A 21,657-nucleotide genomic window follows, 5' to 3' on the forward strand; every position below is an offset into this window, starting at 1 on the left:
GGTTCGCGTTTTTTTATGTCGACTCAGGTTTTTCTTGGGTTTCCTCGGCTTTCACGGCAGGTTCCCAGTGGTCGCCCCTTGGCAGTCGCCTTGGGTCATTTCTGGAAAACAGCAGCTTGGCCAACTCTCCCAATGCTTGTTTGTACACTTCCCTTTTGAAATCAATGACGTTTTCAAGTGGAACCCAATACTCGTTCCAACGCCAGGCATCAAATTCCGGGTGCTCAGTGGCCCGCAGGCTTACATCACAATCCCGTCCAACCAATTTCAGCAAAAACCAGATTTGTTTCTGGCCTTTGTAGCTTCCCCGCCATTCCCGTCGAATCCAGTGATCGGGCACGGTGTACCGCAGCCAATTCCTGGTTCTTCCTATAATTTCAACATGTTCTGGCAACAAGCCAACTTCTTCGTGGAGTTCCCGGTACATGGCTTGTTCAGGCGATTCACCATGTTTAATCCCGCCCTGCGGAAATTGCCAGGAATGTTCACGAATTCGCTTACCCCAAAAGACCTGCTTTCGGGAATTGGTCAAAATAATGCCGACGTTGGGACGGTAGCCTTCTTTATCAAGCATACGCGCCCCGCAGATTTCTTTACAATTCACAGTCATTATAAGCACCAGCCTGCGTTTGTACACCTAGGGTATCCGCGCTGCGGGCGGATAAAAGTACAATCGCAGTTCTAACCAATTCATTACTCACGAGTTTTTTGCAAATGCGCGCCACCCAGTTTTTTTTGAATACCCTGAAAGAGGCCCCTTCCGACGCAGAAGTCATCAGCCACCAATTGATGATGCGGGCAGGCATGATCAAGCGTTTGGCCGGTGGCATTTACACCTACATGCCTGTGGGCCTGCGTTCCATCCGCAAGGTTGAAAACATTGTTCGTGAGGAAATGAACCGTGCGGGTGCTCTGGAATTGTTAATGCCGGCTGTACAACCTGCCGAGCTTTGGCAAGAAAGCGGCCGATGGGAAAAGTACGGCCCCGAGCTGCTGCGCATGAAAGACCGCCACGACCGCGATTACGTGATCGGCCCCACGCACGAAGAGGTGATTACTGATGTGGTGCGCAAGGAAGTGAAAAGCTATCGCCAGCTGCCGTTGAACCTGTATCAAATCCAGACCAAGTTTCGCGATGAAATTCGCCCACGTTTTGGCGTGATGCGTGGTCGCGAATTCGTGATGAAAGACGCTTATTCATTCGACCGTACCCAAGAAGCCGCCCTGAAAACCTACGATGTAATGTACGACGCCTACCGCCGAATTTTCACCCGCCTGGGTTTGAACTTCCGGGCTGTCAATGCCGATACTGGCTCGATTGGTGGCAACCGCAGCCATGAGTTTCATGTGATTGCCGACACTGGCGAAGATGCGATTGCGTACTGCCCAAATTCGGATTACGCCGCCAACGTGGAGTTGGCCGAGGCCGTGTGTACGGCCCAACGCCCTGCAGCCGGCAAGGCCATGGAAAAAGTGCATACACCTGGCAATTCCACTTGCGAAGCGGTGGCTGCCCAGCTTGGCTTGCCTTTGGCGGCCACGGTGAAAAGCGTGGTGTTTGCCAATGAATACGATGAGAAAGATGAAACCAAAGTAATCAAGAAGGTACAAATTATATTGGCCCTGGTGCGTGGCGATCACGAAGTGAACGACATCAAGCTGGGTAAGCTGGCTGGTGTTCAAGAGCTGCGCTTGGCCACCGAAGCAGAAATCGAGGCTGCCTTTGGCACCAAACCTGGCTACCTTGGGCCAGTGGGCCTGAGCAACGAGGTGCGCGTGGTGGCTGACCGCAGCGTAGCCGCCATGGGTGATTTTGTGTGCGGCGCCAACGCAGCAGACTATCACTACGCAGGTGTGAACTGGGGCCGCGATTTGCCCGAGCCTGAAGTGGCTGACATTCGCAACGTGGTAGAGGGCGATGTGTCGCCTGATGGCAAAGGTGTGTTGGCCATGTGCCGTGGCATTGAAGTGGGCCATGTGTTTTACTTGGGCACCAAGTATTCCGAGGCTTTGCAAGCCAAGTTCCTGGAAGAAAACGGCAAACCCGCAGTGATTGAAATGGGTTGTTACGGTATTGGTGTTACCCGTATTTTGGGTGCTGCCATTGAGCAGAACTTTGATGATCGCGGCATTATCTGGCCATTGAGCATTGCTCCATTTGAAGTGGTGTTGTGCCCAATTGGTTACAAGAAAAGTGAAGAAGTAAAGGCCGAGGCCGACAAGCTTTACCAGCAATTGAAAAACGCAGGTGTCGATGTAATGCTGGACGATCGCGATGAACGCCCGGGCGTGATGTTTGCGGATTGGGAGTTGATTGGTGTGCCGCTGCGGGTTACTTTGGGTGACCGCGGCTTGAAAGAAGGCAAAGTGGAGTTTCAATCTCGCGATGGCAAGGTGGAAAAACGCGATGTCGAAGTTGGGGAAATTTTTGAGCAGTTGCGCGTTGAGCTTGCCAACAGGCAAGTCAGTTTGTAATTCCGCTGCCCGGTCGGCCATTCAGGCCTGCCGGGTGATGGCCATGGCGGCACTTGTCGCCGTACTGGCTGTGATTGGCATGCCTGTGTTCGCAAGCCAGCAATACGAACCCATGGCCGATCATGTTCGGCTGGCGCTTCGCACGGCTTTGAATGCGCCCGCTGCACCCCGTCCAATTTTTGAGTCGGTAGGCCACCGCATTGACTGGATGGCCGAGATGTCGCGCCGCCTGGCGCGTCGGGTGCCCGATTTTGCTGAGCGCACTGAACTTATCAAGATCATTCGCTATGAAGCGCAGCGCGTGGGCATTGACCCCCAAATTATTTTCGCCTTGATCGAAGTGGAAAGTAACTTCCGTGCCGATGCGGTTAGCCATGCTGGGGCGATCGGCTTGATGCAGGTGATGCCGTTTTGGACCGAGGTATTGTCGCGGGGAAGTTCTCGGGAATTGTTTGAACCCCGCGTGAATATTCGCTACGGCTGCCTTATTTTGCGACATTACCTGGACATTGAGAAAGGCAATCTGGACCGGGCGCTGGGGCGCTACAACGGCAGCCTTGGGAAAATGACCTATCCGAATTTGGTGTATGACCGGCTGGACCGCAATTGGGGCTACAGCTATGTTGAACCGTCGAAGCCGGTGCCGAAGGGCTGAATTTGAAGGGTCAACGCTGCAGTTTCTGTCAACTCGGCGTGGGTTGCTCGTGTCGCACTGAAAACCGCTTGATCCCTTTTTGAATTTATTCTTGCTCACCTCGCTCGGCAAAAAACATGGCCGAGTCTCGGTGTCGGCGTAACGCCGAACGCTTCTAATAAACTCAAACGGGGCGGTTTTCTTGAAGTGCGTCCCAAGCAATCCCACTGCCGAGTTGGCTTAAAACTTCCCGTGCGCTGCCACTTGCAAGTTCAGCTCAGCGTCACGACTGGTGCAACAGCCCAATCGGCGGCGGTGTTTCGATCGCCTCGCCTTCAAGAAAACCTGCCCGTTTGAATTCAACCGCCACGGTCGGCCATCGGCCGGCAGCGAGACTCGGCCCGCCCTTTTGCCGAGCGAGGTGAGTCAGGGTGAATCTCAAAAAGGGAGGATCAGGTTTTCAGGCGAGAGATCGGAACCCAAGCCGATTGGGCAGTTAACTAGCGGTTTAGCCAACAATAGCCCGAGCTGATTGAGCTTGAGCCCGCTTTGGCTACATGCCCGGAAATCCACCACCCGGCGGCATGCCGCCACCAGGAAAGCCACCTTTGCCGCCACCACCCATTTTTTTCATGAGCTTGGCCAGCCCGCCTTTCTGCATGCTTTTCATCATGTCGCGCATTTGCTCAAACTGCTTGAGCAAGCGGTTCACTTCCTGAACCTGCACGCCCGCTCCAGCGGCAATTCGACGTTTACGCGAGGCCTTCAAAATGTCGGGCTTGGTGCGTTCCTGAATGGTCATGGAAAAAATAATGGCTTCGGTGCGCTTCATCTGTTTTTCTGCGGCGGTGGCGTCTACATCACCGGCGCCTTTCATCAATTGGCTGGGCAACTTGTCCATCAAGCCTTGCAGGCCGCCCATGTTGCGCATTTGGCTGATTTGCGCCAAAAAGTCGTTCAGGTCGAACGCTTTTCCGCTTTTAAGCTTCTTGGCCAGCTTTTCCGCTTCTTGCTGGTCAATGCCTTTTTTTGCCTCTTCCACCAAGGACACAATGTCGCCCATGCCCAGAATTCGGCCCGCCACGCGGTCGGGGTGGAATTTCTCAAAGCCGGTGAGCTTTTCGCCCACACCCATGAATTTGATGGGTTTACCGGTGATTTGTCGAACCGACAATGCAGCACCACCGCGTGCGTCACCATCCATTTTCGTTAAAACCACACCGGTAAGCGGCAATGCCTCGTTAAAGGCTTTGGCGGTGTTGGCGGCGTCTTGACCCAACATGGCGTCAATCACGAAGAGGGTTTCAGTGGGGCTCACCGCAGCATGCAAGGCCTTGATTTCATTCATCATGGCTTCGTCAATGCCCAAGCGGCCTGCCGTGTCCAGAATAAGCACATCAAAGAACTGGCGTTTGGCGTGGTTTAGCGCAGCCAGTGCGATATCGACTGGCTTTTGAGTGATGTCGGAGGGGAAAAACTCGGCGCCTGCCTGCGCGCTGACCGTTTTCAGCTGCTCAATCGCGGCGGGGCGGTACACGTCGGCAGATACAGTGAGTACCTTCTTTTTCAGGTTGTCTTTCAGGTACTTGGCCAGTTTACCGGTGGTGGTGGTTTTACCCGCACCTTGCAAACCCGCCATCAAAATGACCACTGGTGGCTGGGCGGCCAGGTTGATTTCTTCGGTTTTTTCGCCAATCAGCTTGATCAACTGCTTGTGAACAATGCCCACCAAAGCCTGGCCGGGGGTCAGGCTGTTCAATACCTCTTCGCCAAGCGCCTGTTCTTTCACCTGGTTGATAAACTCTTTGACCACGGGCAGGGCCACGTCGGCTTCCAGCAGCGCAAGGCGAACCTCACGCAACATTTCCTGCGTATTGGCCTCGGTAATGCGGGCTTCGCCTTTGATATTTTTGACAACGCGCGTTAGGCGATCGGAGAGGTTTTCAAACATCGTGTGGTGCCCCTGACTCGTGCTATGAATCGAGTAAACTGATTGGTATGAACAACACAATATTGTACGCGCTCGCAGTGCCCCTGCTGTCTGCCTCCGGTGGATTGGCGGCGCTGAACGTTTTCGGCAAATGGTCCGCACCGGCCGGGTTAAACCGTGCGTTGGTGGCTTTGGCCTTGCTGGTGTCGGGCTATTTGTTGGGCTCCCTGTTGTTTCAAACCGATGGCATGCACTTCGGTTTTGTGCTGGGTTTGATGTGCGTGGCCTGGTTGGCCTCACTGGTGGCCTTTGTTGAAAGTTTTTTCAACCGGGTGCCTTTGCTTGAATTAATTGTGTTTCCGTTTTGCGCGCTTGTTTTCTTGCTGCCCTTGTGGATGGGTGAAGACGCTGCAATTCGCATGGCGGGCGACCATTTGTTTCAGCTGCACCTGCTCATCGCGCTTGCTGCCTACAGCTTGTTGGGCATTGCTGCGGCCCACGGTATTGTGATGGCCTTTCAGGAAAAGGCCTTGCACCAACCTGTGGCCACCACGCAAGAAAACCGCATGGTGCGTGAGCGCCTGCTGGATCAGTTGCCTTCCTTGCTCACCATGGAGTCGATTCTGTTTCGACAACTGTGGGCCGGCTTTGTGTTGCTCTCGCTGACTTTGGCCACTGGCTTTCTGTTCTCTGAAGAATGGAGCGGCAGCAGCTGGCGTTTTGATCACAAAACCCTGTTTGCCATTATTTCGTGGTGCTCATTTGCCGTGTTGCTGGGCGGGCGTGTGGTGTTTGGCTGGCGCGGCAAGGTTGCTTTGCGCTGGTGTTTGGGCAGTTATGCCGTGTTGGTACTTGCGTACTTCGGCACCCAGTTTGTGCTGGAATTTATTTTGAAAAGGGCAGTTTGATGGGTCGTATTCTGTTTTTCCTGGGCCTGGCATTGGTGGCCTGGATTCTTTTCAAAAGCTGGCAGCGCAAACAATTGGGTGAAAAACCCAGTGTGAACACTCAACAAAAAGGCAATCTTGGCCGTAAAAAGCAGGAAGAGATCATGCCTTGCCAACATTGTGGCGCTTACAGCCCCATGTCGGAAGGCGTGATGATGCAGGGTCGTTTTTATTGCGGCATGGAGCATGCCAAGGCGGCTGGCGAAAAAGTGCACTGACACAGAAGGGGCATGCCATGTGGCTGGACGAAGGCTGGATTGAAAAAGACTGGGTACACCGCCTGCAAAGCCCCAATCAGGATGCTCGCCCGATGGGCACAGTGGTTGATACTTTGGTGGTTCATTGCATCAGCCTGCCCGAGCGCGGGCGAGATCCCTCTTTAATTACCGACCTGTTTTTGAATCGGCTTGATTGTCACGCCCACCCCTCGTTTGCAGAATTAATCGGTTTGCATGTTTCCTCGCATTTTCTGATTGACCGGGACGGCGCTGTCACCCAATTCGTGTCGTGTGAAAAACGGGCCTGGCATGCCGGAATTTCCGCCGCCATGGACCGCAGCAATTTCAATCATTTTTCAATTGGCATTGAATTGCTGGGCGATATTTATACCCCTTTCGAGGGGGTGCAGTGCGCCAGCCTGAAACGCCTGGTTTTGGAGTTGCAAGCACGTTATCCACTGAGATATGCAATGGCGCACAGCGAGATAGCCCCCACCCGAAAAACCGATCCGGGACCCTTCTTCGACTGGAAAGGTCTACGCAAATCAAACACCTACGAACTTCAGATTGACGGCCTTTAAAAGGCCGTTTTTTTGTTGCACTGCGCTTATCCAGAGCTTGTCCACAAGTTGTTCACAGTGGATAACTCTGTGCACAAGTTGGGGATAAGAAAGTGTTTGCCAAATCGGGTTTCGACCACTACAATTAGTTTCAAGCCACATACAAAACACAAGATATAGTGGTTGCCGGTTTTGCCCCACTACAAAAACAAACCCTCAAGAAAAGCTCATTCCAGGAGAAAGATGCATGCTAACCAGCCAGGAATCCACTGATTTGGCGACAAACTTTCCGACGACTGCCTCCAAGCCTGCAAATGCAGCGCCTGTGGTCGACAGCGCGTACTCGAACTACAAAATTATTCGCCGAAATGGTGCCGTGGTTGGTTTCGAGCCCAGCAAAATTGCTGTGGCCATGACAAAAGCCTTTTTGGCTGTGAATGGTGGCCAAGGTGCTGCCTCCGCCCGCATTCGCGAGTTGGTTGAACAGATGACCAGCGGCGTGGTGAACGCGCTGGTGCGCCGCCAACCTTCCGGTGGCATTTTCCACATTGAAGACATTCAGGACCAGGTTGAACTGGCTTTGATGCGTTCCGGCGAAGCCGAAGTGGCCCGCGCCTACGTGTTGTACCGCGAGCGCCGCGCACAGGAACGTGCAGCCAAGCAAGTTGAGCAAGCTGAACAACACGCACTGAACGTGATTGATGGCGACATCAAGCGCCCACTCGATGTGGAAGCGCTGAAAGCGCTGATTGAAAGTGCAGCGGTTGGCCTGAACGAAATTGATGTTGCACACCTTCAGAAAGAAACCCTGAAGAACCTGTACGACGGCGTGAAAATCGACGAAGTGTTCAAGTCGGCCATTTTGGCTTCACGGGCCATGATCGAGAATGAGCCCAGTTACACACTGGTTACCTCGCGCTTGTTGCTGCACACTATTCGCCGCGAAATTATTGGCCGCGAAATTGCGCAAGATGAAATGGCGCAGGTGTACCCCGAGTACTTCCCGCAATTCATCAAGAAGGGCATTGCCGCCGGCTTGCTGGACAACCGCTTGGCCCAGTTCGACATGAAGAAGTTGGGTGCTGCCCTGAAGTACGAACGCGATTTGCAGTTCGATTACCTGGGCCTGCAAACATTGTACGACCGCTACTTCCTGCACGTGGAAGGCACCCGCATTGAAATGCCACAGGCGTTTTACATGCGTGTGGCCATGGGCCTGGCACTGAATGAAGTGGACCGTGAAGCCCGTGCTATTGAGTTCTATGAAGTGTTGTCGACATTCGACTTCATGAGCTCTACGCCCACGCTGTTCAACAGCGGCACCATCCGTTCGCAGCTGTCTTCCTGCTACCTCACCACCATTGGTGACGACTTGGATGACATCTATGAAGGCATCAAGGAAAACGCATTGCTGTCGAAGTTTGCCGGTGGTTTGGGCAACGACTGGACCCCCGTGCGCGCCTTGGGCAGCCACATCAAGGGCACCAATGGCAAATCGCAAGGTGTGGTGCCATTCCTGAAAGTGGTGAACGACACGGCAGTGGCCGTAAACCAGGGTGGCAAGCGCAAAGGCGCCGTGTGTGCCTACCTGGAAACCTGGCACCTGGACATTGAAGAATTTTTGGAGCTGCGCAAGAACACGGGCGATGACCGCCGCCGCACACACGACATGAACACCGCGAACTGGATTCCCGACTTGTTCATGAAGCGTGTGATGGAAGGTGGCAACTGGACCCTGTTCAGCCCATCCGACTGCCCCGATTTGCACGACCTGTACGGCAAGGCCTTCGAGAAAGCCTATGTGGGTTACGAAGAAAAAGCCGCACGTGGTGATTTGAAGTTGTTCAAAACCGTGGAAGCGGCCAAGCTGTGGAGAAAAATTCTCTCCATGCTGTTTGAAACCGGCCACCCATGGATTACGTTCAAAGACCCTTGCAACATTCGCAGCCCCCAGCAACACGTGGGTGTGGTGCACTCGTCGAACCTGTGTACAGAAATTACACTGAACACCAACGAGAACGAAATTGCGGTGTGTAACTTGGGTTCTGTGAACCTGACGCGCCACTTGAAGCCCGCCGACAACGGCGAGCTGGTGCTGGACCACGAAAAGCTGCAGAAAACCGTGGGCGTGGCCATGCGCATGCTGGACAACGTGATCGACATCAACTACTACGCTGTGGCCAAAGCGCGCAATTCCAACCTGCGTCACCGCCCCGTGGGCATGGGCATGATGGGTTTCCAGGATGCCTTGCACATGATGCGCAAGCCCTATGCGTCACGCGATGCAGTTGAGTTTGCCGATGAAAGCATGGAAGCCATTTGCTACTACGCTTACGAAGCATCTACAGAATTGGCTGCTGAGCGCGGTGCTTACAGCACCTTCAAGGGTTCGCTGTGGGACAAAGGCATCATGCCTTTGGATTCACTGAAGCTGCTGGAAGAAGAGCGCGGTGGTTATGTTGAGGTGGATACTTCCAGCCGCATGGATTGGGACGCACTGCGTGCACGCATCAAGAAGCACGGCATGCGTAACTCCAACTGCGTGGCGATTGCGCCCACTGCAACCATTTCAAACATTATTGGTGTGGCGGCTTCCATTGAGCCCACATTCCAGAACCTGTATGTAAAGTCGAACTTGAGCGGTGAATTCACCATCGTGAACGAACACCTGGTGCGCGATTTGAAGCGCCTGGGCATTTGGGACGAAGTGATGATTTCCGACCTGAAATACTTCGACGGTTCAGTGATGAAGATCGACCGCATTCCGGAAGACCTGAAGCGCCTGTACGCCACTGCGTTTGAAATGGACCCACGCTGGTTGGTTGAAGCAGCAGCCCGTCGCCAGAAATGGATTGACCAAGGCCAAAGCTTGAACATTTACATGGCCGGCGTTAGCGGCAAGCGTTTGGACGATACGTACAAGCTGGCTTGGTTGCGCGGTTTGAAAACCACGTATTACCTGCGCACGATTGGTGCCACGCACGCAGAGAAGTCAACTTTGTCCGGTGGTGAGTTGAATTCCGTGAATGCAGAAGGCGGTGCCTCGGCAGCGTTTACTTCGGCCCCGGCCACTGGCTTGGTGCCTAACCTGCCAGAGCAGGAGGTTGAAGGCAAAGTGTGCACCATGCGCCCAGGCGATGCAGGTTTTGACGAGTGCGAGGCGTGCCAATAAGGCACTGATGACTAATCAGCAGTTGGGCAGGTTACCAAGACTTGCCCAACACCATAAAAATGAACATAATGACACTGTGAGTTTATACAGTGTATTGTTAAGGAGTTAGAAAATATGCTGTCTTGGGACGATGAATTTGATGCAGCTATGGGCAAATCAGCAACTGCTGCCAAGCCCGCCATGCCCACTGCGCCAGCCATGGGTTCTGTGGCCTCTGGCTTTGCCGCGCCAGCCAGCCAAGGCTTGTACCAGCAAGCTGCGCGCCCAGTGGTGCAGCAACCCGCAGCTGAAGGTGGCAAAGCCGGCCGCGTGAATGCAGCCGACAAGCGCGTGATCAACGGCACAACCGACGTGAACCAGCTTGTGCCGTTCAAGTACAAGTGGGCTTGGGAAAAGTACCTCAGCCAGTGCGCCAACCATTGGATGCCGCAAGAAATCAACATGGATCGCGACATCGCGCTTTGGAAAGACCCCAACGGTTTGACAGAAGACGAGCGCCTTATTGTGAAGCGCAACCTGGGCTTTTTTGTAACAGCCGATTCACTGGCTGCCAACAACATTGTGCTGGGTACCTACCGTCACATTACAGCGCCCGAGTGCCGCCAGTTCTTGCTGCGCCAGGCGTTTGATGAAGCCATTCACACCCATGCTTATCAGTACATCGTGGAAAGCCTGGGTATTCCTGAAGCGGAAACCTTCAACGCTTACAACGAGATTTCCTGCATCAAGGCCAAAGACGATTTCTTGTTGCCTTTCATTGATGTGTTGACCGATCCTTCATTTAAAACCGGCACGCTGGAAGCAGACCAAACATTGCTGAAAAGCCTGATCGCTTTTGCCTGCATTATGGAAGGCATGTTCTTCTACGTGGGCTTTGTGCAAATTCTGGCGCTGGGTCGCCAGAACAAGATGATTGGTGCTGCTGAGCAGTTCCAGTACATTTTGCGCGACGAATCGGCACATTGCACATTCGGTATCGACTTGATCAACACCGTGAAGCTGGAAAACCCACACCTGTGGACCCCTGAATTCAAGGAAGAAATCAAGGCCATGTTCCGCAAGGCTGTTGAACTTGAACACGCGTATGCCGTAGACACCATGCCCCGTGGCGTGTTGGGTTTGAATTCAGCCCAGTTTATGGAATACATGAAGTTTATTTGCAACCGCCGTTCCAACCAGATTGGCTTGGGCACCTTGTACGAAGGCGCGACCAACCCATTCCCATGGATGAGCGAAATGATGGACTTGAAGAAAGAAACCAACTTCTTCGAGCGCCGTGTGACTGAGTACCAAACCGGTGGTGCGTTGAGCTGGGATTAATTTTCTCGGTTATACATGCAGTGATGTCAAAGAAAGCAGCCTTCGGGCTGCTTTTTTATTGAGCAGTTCAAGTATCACCCTGAGTGGGTGACGGAAATGTAAATTTCTACCCTCTATCGTTGGCTGACTACACTTCCTGATTCTTTAAATTTTAGGAGTTGGGGGCACCATGCCAGCAGATCTGTTTTTGAAATTGGGCAATGTGAAAGGTGAGTCGGTTGACTTGAAGCATGCGGGCGAAATGGAGTTGCTGAGTGCTCGCTGGGGCATGCAAGTGGCGGTGGGGGCGAATGGTGGTGTGATGGCTCCCGCGGGGCGTGCGGAGGTGAAATCGCTGCGCGTGGAAAAGCGGGTAGACAGGGCTTCTCCAACACTGCATGCGCAAACCTGTGTGGGTCAGTTGTACGACACCATGGTGTTGACCAAAAGGAAGTCTGGCCTTGTGCCTTTGGAATACTTGCGCATTACTTTCAAAGACGTGATTGTGAGCGACATTGATATTTCGCTGGGTGCTGGTGATGACGGTGACCTTGAAGTAGTCACCTTTGCCTTCACGGAATACACGGAAGAATACAAACCGCAGAACGGCGATGGCACGGGTGGCGCTGCCGTCACCGCTGGGTTCAATTGCATTAAGTGCGTGAAGATTTAATTTGCTTCTGGAGGCGTTCATACGCCTCCACGTGTTGATTGAACAAGCGCAGGTTCAGTTTGCGGATTGGTGCGGGGAGGTGGTACTTCACGTAGTCGTGGCGCCATTTAAGGCGCTCATCGAAGTCATACACCCGGAGTGGTCCTTTGGCTTGGTGTTTTTCAATTTTAATCAGACAGAGAGCCTCTGCCAATGAAGCACCCAATAGTGAATAGATAATAATCGTGATTGCCATAGAGCACGTTCTGACAATAAGAGCCTTCTGTGTGTCGCTGTTTACCTCGCCAACATCCATGAGTGCAAGCAATAATAGTGCGCCACCGAGGGCTGAGAAAGCGATAAACAAAGGGGTGAGTCGTTTCATGCCAGGCGGCGACAGATAAGTGTGTTCATCCAGATCCAAATCCAGTGTAAGCCAAGATGCTTCAGAGCTGCTGCTACTTCCAACCTTCGGAGTGTGTTGGCTGGCGCTACGGGATGCCCAAAAAAAACTGATCAGCAACACCATCACCGCAAAGGTTGAATTGAAAAATGTCGGGATGTTTTGTATCGCAGTCAATGAATCCGCTGTAGCAAACAACAGATCGGGTTGCATGGTAAATGGTGTGTAAGTGGCAATTCCAATTAGCGATTCGACGATGTATACCCTCGGGGATAGGCTTGATCTAAATAGAAAGTGATAAGCCCAACCTGAGTAAAAAATCAGCACTATCGGAAAGCCAGCAGCAAGAACTCCCCAGGAGTAGCCGAGCACATGGCGTATTGGGAATGCCAAGGCAAGCCAAAGAAGTGAGCTAAATAGCAAGATGGATATAAAAAACTGATTGCGAGTTACTCGACCGGTAAACACGTTACTTAACCCCTAATGCGTCTTTTGCCGCTTTGTTTACCTGTTTGTCAGTCCCAGAAAGGTTATAGGCAACACCGGCAACCACAGAACCAAATAACCCCAACAGTACAAGCGGGGCCCCTGCCACAGCCGCTGGCGCTATAAATACAGCCAACGCCATGGCTGTTGCTCCACCCGCCATGGAAATCAGGTTTCCTGTTTGGTTTGTGGCCGAATCAACTCCAAACTGCCTGAAGTTGAATCGCTGGTCCAACCGGGCATTGTGGTTGTAGTTGTTAATGACATCGCTGACTAACGTTGGGCCGAAGCTTAGAACACCGCCCACTTTGATTGAGCTTAGCCAGGGCGCCCCTGTAAGCCTGCGCAACTCCCACATTTCATCAGCAGCCTGTCTGCTCAAGCTAAGTACTTTGTCATGTTTGAATGCGGCAGGCCCCAGGGACTTGGTGCTCATGTTTTTGCTGATTTGCTGAAACTGGTTTTTCTCCAGCAATGTAATTTGTTTTGCGTTGGTTTGACGAACGCGAATAAGCACATCGGCGTGTTTGCCAAACTGGTTTGGGCTTTTAAGGCCCACGGCTTTCAATTCCACACCATTGCCCAGTTTCACGGTGCGCGATTTCCCACTCGCAAGCACAGATCTCAACTCGGTTTTCATTTTTGTGGTGAAGCGAGCTTTGGCAGCAGCTTCAATCAAATTGGCCAGGTTACCGGGCAAGTTGGTCGCCCCGAACAACTGACCAAGCAGGGCAGCGTTGAATGTACCTTTTTCAAATGCGGTGACCAAGGCGCTGGTTTGCTGTGTATTCAGCTGGGCGGTCATCAACATGATGCCTGCCACAGGGTCTTGCTGCATGACCTCGGGCACCATGGCCAGGCTTACTTGAGCATCGGGCTCGAAGTGACCCAGAAAGTCCATTTCCTGATGCAGGTAAAGCGGCGCTGAACCGTCGTGGCTATTCAGCGCTCGGGTGTAAGCAAGTTGCAGCGATTGGGCTTTGCGCTTCAGGTGGTCTTCGTGAAATGTGCGGGCTTGGGTGTTCATGAAGTTACGTGCGGGGTAAACAAGACAAGCCGCAGTATGGGGGAAAGGCCCTAAGGGGGAGAAATCAAGACGTCTTTCTGTTCGACGAGGGGGATAAGCCGCGTCAGGCTGAATTCAGCGAAACGAAAGGCCTGGACTCGTATCCCTGTTTTTGAGTCTGGTGTGCAAACCGTCAACCTGGTAAAACGGTACAAAGAACTGAATGAGGATTTTCGCTTGAAAAACGGACCTTACGATTTGCTGATTACAAATGCAATACAGACTGAGCTGCAAGGTCGCCGCGCTTTTCAAGCGTCACTCAACAAAGATCCGGAAGCCCTTTCGTATTACCTGATTGATTTGTTATCGCGAAAACTTCGGGATTCGTTTGAATCGTTGGCAGGCGAAGGCGCAGAAAAAACAACTACTCAAGTTGAATTGATCAACGACCTACTGCGCTTTCTTCAAAACAGGGATCAAGTACCGCAGCAGGTTGAGGTGTTGCGCTGGTTGGGCGACTCAACTGTGGAACCCATTTTGCCCCAAACTGGTTTATTGCATCCGTGGTTGTTCACAGCGGGCAGGGGAATGCCTTCGCTGCTCAATGAACTGCGTGCTGAGATGGGCAGTTGCGACCGGTTGGACATTCTGGTCAGCTTCATCACCATGTCCGGTCTTCGAAAAATTCGCGACATTCTGGAAATGATTACTGCTCGTGACGCACAAGGCCAGCAGCGCAGCACCATTCGAATTTTAACCACTACCTACATGGCCGCCACCGAGAAAAAAGCGCTCGATGAATTGGCTGTGTTGCCCGGTTGTGAAGTTAAAATTTCCCTTGATGGGCGCCGCACACGCCTGCATGCAAAGGTGTGGATGTTTCACCGCCATACAGGTTTTGGAACGGCCTATGTAGGCAGTGCCAACCTGTCTGCTGCTGCAATGACAGGCGGGCTGGAGTGGACAGTGAAGTTTTCGCAAAGAGAGCAGGCCGCTTTGTACGAGCGGGCATGCGCCAACTTTGAAACCCTGTGGGAAGACAGCGAATTTCAAACCTACGACCCCACACAAGATGTGCATCAACAGGCCTTGCTGGCTGCGCTGAAGCAAGAAAGCGGGCGGGATTTTGCGCCACTGCCTTCACTGGGTTTTCTGGAAGTAAGCGCAAAACCTTTTCAACTTGAAATTCTGGATCAGCTGGCATTTGAGCGTCAACATGGCCGAAACAAAAATTTATTGGTGGCTGCAACTGGCACTGGAAAAACTGTCATGGCTGCGCTGGACTACCGGCGCTTTGCACGAGAACAGAAAGGCCTGCCGCGTTTGTTGTTTGTGGCGCACCGAATTCAAATTTTGCGGCAAGCGCAGCGCACATTTCAGCAAGTGTTGGGCAATTCACAGTTTGGTGAATTGCTGGGTGATGGACATGAGCCACAAAGCCATGAACATTTGTTCGCAGTGATTAACAGTGTGAATTCACGCAAGCTGGTTGAGAAACTGGGAGCTAACCATTGGGCCATGGTGGTGGTGGATGAATGCCACCACATTGCAGCGCAATCGTTTTCCAGTTTTGTGAATTCAGTTCAGCCTATGGTGCTGCTTGGCTTAACCGCCACACCCGAACGTGCCGATGGGCAGGCTATTACCACGTATTTCGACGCCCGGCCCGATGGCTCACCAGCCGCAGAACTGAGGCTGTGGCATGCGCTGGAACTTCAACTACTGTGCCCGTTTGAATACTACGGCTGCGATGATGAAACCGATTTCAGCAGCGTGAACTGGAATTCTGTGGACGAGGCCACACAAATTGCGGCACTGGTTGATGGCAACACCATGCGCGCCCGCGCCATGCTACGGGAATGGGGCAGGTTGACCGACAACCCGGCTGTCTGCAAAGCGTTGGTTTTTTGTGTGTCAATTGCCCATGCCAATTTCATTGCCGGGTTTTTAAATGACCATGGGGTAAAGGCGCTGGCTGTGCATTCACAAATGGACAAAAGCGTAGCGCATGCCGCACCTGGCAAGTTACAAAACGGCGAACTTGCCGCGATCGTTGCAGTTGACCTGTACAACGAAGGTGTTGACTTACCCTTTGTGGACACGCTGATTTTATTAAGGCCTACTCAAAGTCCTGTGGTATTTCAACAGCAAATTGGCCGCGGCTTGCGTTTGTTTGAAGGCAAGCAAAGCTGCCTGGTGCTCGATTTCGTGGGGCAACATGCACGTGACTTTCGTTTCGACCGCTTGCTAAGCGGCATTACTGGTTTGGGTAGAAAGCAGTTGAAAGAGGGCTTTGAGCAGGGTTTTCCTACCCTGCCAAGTGGTTGCCATTTGTTTCTTCAGAAGAAAACCAAAGCCCAAGTGCTTGCACAACTGCAAACGCTGATAGGTCAGCGCTGGAATATTCTGATTCGTGAAGTAACTGCATTTAAAAACCTGAACAGGGATAGGTTTTCGTTGCCGAGTTTCTTGAATGAATATGACTTGGCTTTGAGCGATGTATTCCGTGGTGGAAGCAATTCAGGCTGGCTGAGTTTACTGGATGCCGCTGGCTTGTTGAATTCGCCATTAACGGCTGCAGAAGAACGCGTAAGCACTAAGTTGTCGCAGCTTATTCACTTCGACGACCCGGTACGAATTGATGCCTTGCGCGCCCTTTGTGTTAAAGACCAAGCAGAGTTGAAGGCGTGGGCCCGATACTTGTATTTCATGATGGAAAAGCGCACTCCAGACCAAGCGACACCCATGCAGTGGGCTGAAGGATGGTTGAACAGTGAAAGGGCTGTTGATGAACTGCATGCTGTGCAACAGGTTTTGGAATCGCATTGCCGCTTGTTGAAACGCCCTGTGCCAGGGCTAGAGCACACAACACTTTGCTTGCATGCCAGTTACACATCGACAGAAGTTGCGTTGGCGGTGGGTTGGTATACGCCCGAACGGCAAGCCCCTGTAACTGCGGGTGTGTTGAGTTTGAAAGAACAAAAGCTGGAAGTGTTTTTTGTCACGCTAGACAAAACGGAAGGCTTTCATGAAAGCATTGCTTACACTGACTGCGCCATTAGCCAAACCCTGTTCAAGTGGCAAACGCAAAACAGCGCCGGGCCACACACCACCGTGGGAAAACGCTATTTGGAAAGTGCAACAAATGGCTGGCGTTTTCAGTTGTTTGTACGCGTGAAAAAAGGTGAGCCTTTTAAAGCACTGGGGCCAGTACGATTAAAGAGCGCGGAAGGGTGTGGGCCAATGACCGTGATATGGGAACTGGACTTGCCAATGGGCGGAAATATTTTCAGGCAGTTCAGTGTGATTGGGGATGTTTGAAGAGGTCATAGAAGACGATGGTCTAATTTTTGACGCTGCAAAAGTTTCTAACAAATGATTGTGTTTCATTACTATACAAAGATAACTATTAATATTATTGTTATTTGCGGAAACTTGCTTGTACTACGTTTTTTATGCAAAAGCTGAAATGATTTTTTGCTTGGGGAATTCCGCCGATTTCAAAACCTGTCGGAATTGATTCAACTTTGATTCGAAACCCGTGCGCATGTGCAACTGTTTTTGCGATATATAACCCCAGGCCCATGCCTCCAGGATGGCATTTCTTTGCCGCAGTACCTCGATATCCTCTGTCGAATATTTGGCTCCGTTCTTCTGAAGACAAAAATGCGCCTTCGGATACTACGCTAACCTCGAGGGAAGTACCTGACTCTGAAATTTGAACCGTAACATGCCCCCCATTTCTGGAGTACTTTTGAGCGTTATCAATCAGTACAAAAGGAATGAGTTTAAAGCTCTCAAAAACATCGTAAGTGCGCCGTGTATTTCCCGTTATATTAACTGACGGTCGACGTTCTTGTGCTCTCGCGAGACTAGCAATTTTTGCAAGTTTATCAAGTAATTTATATATCTCGACTGGTCTAGTCTGACCGAATGCAGCAGCGTTTGGATTAAGGTAAATTTCCAACAAATCGAAAGTATCGACTAGTAGATTCGATGTTTTTATCAATGCGCGGTGGGTAGCTGAAGCGGTGTTAAACTTATCACTTGTATCAGGTGGAAGAGATTCATTTAAAAGTTGATCCGCCAGTTGACCAACATCACGTGCGAGACGCATGGCATCATGTAATGGTTCTAATGCCTCTGTCATTTTCTTGTTTTGAGCTTGTGTGATGGCGTTATTCAACTCTTTCAATTTAGAGATCCAAGTCGCGAAATCCTGTGCAGTAACCGAGCGCCCTTTGCATGCAGTTTTGTAGTCTACATGTCGGGGAAGATTGTCGCGGTGTTGTGGTCCTATAACGCCAAATATACGGAGAAATCCATCATCAAAACGTGCCTCATACACTGTCAAACCCATATGGCATCTTGTTCCGATTAATGAGCTTCGCTCCTGATGACATGAGCGCTTTGTACATTTATTGGAACATATTGAATTAAACCCAAGTCTGCTTTGAATTTCTGTACCATCTGGTAAAAGTACTGGCCAAGGAGTCTCTAGTCCACCTGACTTAAGTAGATCAATAATCATCTTATTTTTCCAATCTTGGTGTGAATAAGTCGCAAGTCTTTCATGAGTGGATCCTTTGAGTGTCCAATTGGAAGTATTTGTGAAATACTATTTTCTAGTTCGATCATTCCTTTGCCGGTTTCTAAGTAGCATCTTATTTTTTTAAGTATCTTCTTTTTTATTGAGGATAATTCAGGATTTCCAAAGCCAATCAGTTGATCAATACGCTCAGCTGCACGGTGTAAGCTGAAACTAGAATTAAATGCCATTTCAATAATGCCTTCAAAATCCGCGGGTGGAATTGGTTTTTTTAGACGCTGATCCGCAAGCATGAAAAACTCGCTCATCGTGATATCGAAACCTCTAGAAGATACAGCAACTAAATATGGGCCTTCTGCTGTTTTTAGGCGTTTTAAAATTTCAAGACCACCTCGTTTTGAATCCTCATCAAGAACCCCATTTATATCGAGAAATAAACACTGAAAATTGAAAAGCGAGGGAATTTCAGCCAGTGAAATGTTTTTTAAGCTATTTATTATATATCCCAGCTTTCTCAGTGACTCCAGGGGGTAGTCCTCGGGGTGGTCATCAAGTATTGCAATGCGTAAATCTTTCGCTGACTCGGGTTCTTTCATGCGCTCCTGTACCCAATCACTTACTTTGTTTATTCGATTTGTTAGCTGATAATTTTTCAAATATCGATAGATTTTAGATATACTAAATAAAATAGCTGAAACTCCGCCACCAATTTGTAAGAGATTTGCTAGCCAGCTCTGTTCGTTAAAAAAATTGATAATTTCGTAATCCAAAATTGATCCTTTTTTGGTGGGCACTATTTTATTTGTAATTTTTGATGGATGGGTTTTTAAAAATTATATATAAATATAATTATTTGATTAAGTATTTTAAAGGGTGATTGGCTGATAATTAAAATGCTCAAAATTATATTTTATTGTTATATTGTTTTTTACCCCTCACGCCACCGTCAAGAACTCCGCCACCACAACCATTTCTTCTGCATCCTCAGCACTCAGTACAATCGCTTCGTGTTGGTCATTTGTCGATTCCGGTTTCAACACAACAACACTGTTAACCACACCATCTTCACCATAATGCTTTTCACTTTTGTAGCGTTTTATGGTGTATTGCCCACCCAGTTCAGGGTCTGAAATACGGCGGTGTTGTACCACCACAATTTTCCCGTTGCGTGTCCCCTGAGGGTTGAAGTGAAACAGGCACCATGTGCCGGGTGGTATGCGCTTGTTCATTGAATCGCCTTCCACGCGCGCCACGAAATAACCCTCGCTGGCGCGCAGGTGGGTGGGCAGCACAACATGGTCAAACGTGTCGGCCTGTTGGTATTCGCTAAATTGCCCAGCAGCAAATTTCAAATCGAAAATGGGTACGCTGTTGGCGGCTTCCTGGCCTGCTTGCACAATGGGTAAGTCCAGCCCTTCGTATTTGTTCAACATGGGTGCAGCCTCCACGTGTTCAAAACCATCTAGCAGTGTTTGGAAATGTTTTCGTGCTTCTTCATCGGCAAAGTAAACGTAACACCCTTTCATGCCGCGGGTCATCAGGGTTTTGTAGGTATTCTTGATCACTGCGTCGGCCAAGGCCAAATTATTGGCTCGGTCTGTTTTCAGTCCCCCTTTAAACCCTTTGATGCTTTGGTCCATGTTGCTGCGCTTGAATGCGTCGGTGATCACTTCGCCATTACGCACTACAAAATCGGGGCCAACAATGACACCCACATAGTCCAGCTCTAGCCCTTGGCAGGTGTGTATGCAGCCCACTTGTTCCACGCTGTTGGGCTTGATTATCCAGGTGCTGCCATCGTCGTCCAGGTTCCATTGGGCTTTGTAGCCGTATTCAGGAAATTCAATGTCGAAGGCTTTGGGGTTCTTTTTGCTTTTCCAGTCCCAGCAATAGCCAGCTACCACGCGGGCTTTGTTGTTCACTTCGTTTTTCTGGCGTATGGCGTTATGCAGGGCGGTGGGTGAATCGAATACTTTGAAATCAAAATCCAGTCCGTCCATATTCAGGTTGGCTGTGGGTTTTATTTGTAGGTGGTGATTGAGCCAGGCAATGTAACCGTCGCTTCCATTGCAGCGAAATTGCGAACGTAGTTCTTGTTCAATTACCTCGGTGCCCAAGGCCTTCGCCCATTTGCGAATTTCAGCTTTGCTACCAATGTCTTTGAAGGTAACGCGCTGATCTTCGTCCACGAAGAAAATGCACAGCTTGCTGGCGTGGATCAGTTCCTTAATTTGGTTCTCGCCCAAATTGCCGTATAGCCCGCTTTTTTCATTCAAGCGGTGAGCTTCATCCACCAGTAACACATCAAACTGATTGGCTTGGTTGTCTACATACCCGCCCGACCCCCGGAACAAATTCGCGATGCGTGTTTTTTTGAATGTGCCGGTCAGCTTGGCTTCAAACACGGCGCGGGGTGCTGCGTTTTTCGATACGTATTGGCATACGTTGCCACGTTGCGTAAATTCACTCAGCAAGTTAATGGCTACCACCGACTTTCCTGTTCCGGGGCCACCCTCCACAATCAACACGCGTTTTTTTGAATCATCGCGTGCATGGGCCATGTCCAATGCCATTTCATACACCAGCTTTTGGTCGTCGATCATCAAAAACTCGCGGTTGCCCAGCAGCATATTGGCTAAGCTGTCTGCGAGGTTTTTGGAAGGGCGAATTTTTCCGTGCTCAATGCGGTACATCAAATCGTTTTGATCGCCGTACTTCACATGCTTTTTTAAAAACTCGGAAAGTTTGCGCGCGTCTTTTGAGATGAAGACAGGCGCACGGTCGGTGTGTGCTTTGTAAAATGGGTCGTTGATTACTTGTGCATCGTTGAGATTATGCAAATAGGCGCAAGCGCTTAGTCGCACTTGTTCGTTTTGCACCACCTCGGAATAATCTTCGATGAGTGCGGCATAGGTCCATGCTTGGTAAGAAGGGTGGGGCGTATTGATATTGCCTTTGCCTAGCCAGGTGTTGACTACGGCGTCTTGCTTGGTGGCTTGTACATCACTCCACTGCTTCAATTCAATGATGACGGCGCATTCTTCAAGCAGGGCGTTGCGGCCAGTCAAAATAAAGTCGATGCGTTTGCCCGTTAGCGGAATGTTGTATTCGATTGAAACCAGCGAGTCGCCGGGAATTCCGGGATCGTTCAACACTTGGCGCATTTCTTTCATCGAGTTGCGCCAGGAATTAACTTCGGAGTCGCCTGCTCTGCGGAATAGCTTGCGCTGAAATTCACGGTGAATGACTTCGTGAATTTGATCGACCAACACGTCGTCGAGGAATTTCGATTTGCTGGCGGTGTAAACGATCATCGCGGGTGTGGT

15 protein-coding genes and 1 pseudogene are annotated in these 21,657 nt (G+C 50.8%); 9 read left to right on the plus strand and 7 right to left on the minus strand.

Features of this window, described 5'->3' with window-relative positions:
* Window positions 1–13 precede the first annotated feature (13 nt).
* Complete coding sequence (locus FCS97_RS15900; protein WP_138519424.1) at window positions 14–574, minus strand: RNA pyrophosphohydrolase; 561 nt, start codon at window positions 572–574, stop codon at window positions 14–16.
* Between the two features lie 140 nt (window positions 575–714).
* On the opposite strand from FCS97_RS15900, the gene FCS97_RS15905 reads away from it, so the two are divergent.
* A complete protein-coding gene (locus FCS97_RS15905) occupies window positions 715–2,475 on the plus strand; it encodes a proline--tRNA ligase (protein WP_138519425.1) in 1,761 nt (586 codons plus the stop codon).
* Between the two features lie 43 nt (window positions 2,476–2,518).
* Window positions 2,519–3,130: a transglycosylase SLT domain-containing protein gene (locus FCS97_RS15910; RefSeq protein WP_246066403.1), complete on the plus strand. Its 612-nt coding sequence runs from the start codon at window positions 2,519–2,521 to the stop codon at window positions 3,128–3,130.
* 532 nt (window positions 3,131–3,662) lie between these two features.
* On the opposite strand, the gene ffh is transcribed toward FCS97_RS15910, so the two are convergent.
* Window positions 3,663–5,060, minus strand: coding sequence for a signal recognition particle protein (ffh, locus tag FCS97_RS15915; protein ID WP_138519426.1), 1,398 nt, complete (start codon window positions 5,058–5,060; stop codon window positions 3,663–3,665).
* A gap of 47 nt (window positions 5,061–5,107) precedes the next feature.
* On the opposite strand from ffh, the gene FCS97_RS15920 reads away from it, so the two are divergent.
* The 6 genes and pseudogenes from FCS97_RS15920 to FCS97_RS15945 all read left to right on the plus strand — a co-directional run bounded on the left by FCS97_RS15920 (window position 5,108) and on the right by FCS97_RS15945 (window position 11,908).
* Complete coding sequence (locus FCS97_RS15920; RefSeq protein ID WP_138519427.1) at window positions 5,108–5,947, plus strand: cytochrome C assembly family protein; 840 nt, start codon at window positions 5,108–5,110, stop codon at window positions 5,945–5,947.
* Window positions 5,947–6,204, plus strand: a complete 258-nt coding sequence (locus FCS97_RS15925) for a PP0621 family protein (protein ID WP_138519428.1) — start codon at window positions 5,947–5,949, stop codon at window positions 6,202–6,204. The genes FCS97_RS15920 and FCS97_RS15925 overlap by 1 nt, the downstream gene beginning before the upstream one ends.
* Window positions 6,205–6,221: 17 nt before the next feature.
* Complete coding sequence (gene ampD, locus FCS97_RS15930) at window positions 6,222–6,785, plus strand: 1,6-anhydro-N-acetylmuramyl-L-alanine amidase AmpD (protein WP_138519429.1); 564 nt, start codon at window positions 6,222–6,224, stop codon at window positions 6,783–6,785.
* Window positions 6,786–7,104: 319 nt separating this feature from the next.
* Window positions 7,105–9,936, plus strand: a pseudogene (locus FCS97_RS15935) (ribonucleoside-diphosphate reductase subunit alpha); the annotation flags it as partial.
* A 114-nt stretch (window positions 9,937–10,050) separates the two neighbouring features.
* Window positions 10,051–11,256: a ribonucleotide-diphosphate reductase subunit beta gene (locus FCS97_RS15940; protein WP_138519431.1), complete on the plus strand. Its 1,206-nt coding sequence runs from the start codon at window positions 10,051–10,053 to the stop codon at window positions 11,254–11,256.
* A gap of 169 nt (window positions 11,257–11,425) precedes the next feature.
* Window positions 11,426–11,908 carry an Hcp family type VI secretion system effector gene (locus FCS97_RS15945; RefSeq protein ID WP_138519432.1) on the plus strand — a complete coding sequence of 161 codons (483 nt, stop codon included), beginning with the start codon at window positions 11,426–11,428 and terminating at the stop codon, window positions 11,906–11,908.
* Here the strand turns inward: FCS97_RS15945 and FCS97_RS15950 are convergent.
* Both FCS97_RS15950 and FCS97_RS15955 read right to left on the minus strand, forming a co-directional pair.
* Entirely contained in the window at window positions 11,889–12,758 is an 870-nt protein-coding gene (locus FCS97_RS15950) for a hypothetical protein (protein WP_138519433.1), read from the minus strand. The genes FCS97_RS15945 and FCS97_RS15950 overlap by 20 nt on opposite strands.
* Before the next feature lies 1 nt (window position 12,759).
* On the minus strand, window positions 12,760–13,803 hold the full coding sequence (locus FCS97_RS15955) for a hypothetical protein (RefSeq protein WP_138519434.1): 1,044 nt from the start codon (window positions 13,801–13,803) through the stop codon (window positions 12,760–12,762).
* Between the two features lie 162 nt (window positions 13,804–13,965).
* On the opposite strand from FCS97_RS15955, the gene FCS97_RS15960 reads away from it, so the two are divergent.
* Complete coding sequence (locus tag FCS97_RS15960) at window positions 13,966–17,103, plus strand: DEAD/DEAH box helicase (RefSeq protein WP_212746505.1); 3,138 nt, start codon at window positions 13,966–13,968, stop codon at window positions 17,101–17,103.
* Window positions 17,104–17,203: 100 nt separating this feature from the next.
* On the opposite strand, the gene FCS97_RS15965 is transcribed toward FCS97_RS15960, so the two are convergent.
* The 3 genes from FCS97_RS15965 to FCS97_RS15975 form a co-directional block, all read right to left on the minus strand.
* Window positions 17,204–18,313 carry an ATP-binding protein gene (locus tag FCS97_RS15965; protein ID WP_138519435.1) on the minus strand — a complete coding sequence of 370 codons (1,110 nt, stop codon included), beginning with the start codon at window positions 18,311–18,313 and terminating at the stop codon, window positions 17,204–17,206.
* On the minus strand, window positions 18,310–19,101 hold the full coding sequence (locus tag FCS97_RS15970) for a hypothetical protein (RefSeq protein ID WP_138519436.1): 792 nt from the start codon (window positions 19,099–19,101) through the stop codon (window positions 18,310–18,312). The genes FCS97_RS15965 and FCS97_RS15970 overlap by 4 nt, the downstream gene beginning before the upstream one ends.
* 165 nt (window positions 19,102–19,266) lie before the next feature.
* Window positions 19,267–21,645, minus strand: coding sequence for a DNA/RNA helicase domain-containing protein (locus FCS97_RS15975; protein WP_138519437.1), 2,379 nt, complete (start codon window positions 21,643–21,645; stop codon window positions 19,267–19,269).
* Window positions 21,646–21,657 lie beyond the last annotated feature (12 nt).

The sequence above is a fragment of the Limnobacter alexandrii genome (genome assembly GCF_005871185.1).
Classification (GTDB): domain Bacteria; phylum Pseudomonadota; class Gammaproteobacteria; order Burkholderiales; family Burkholderiaceae_B; genus Limnobacter; species Limnobacter alexandrii.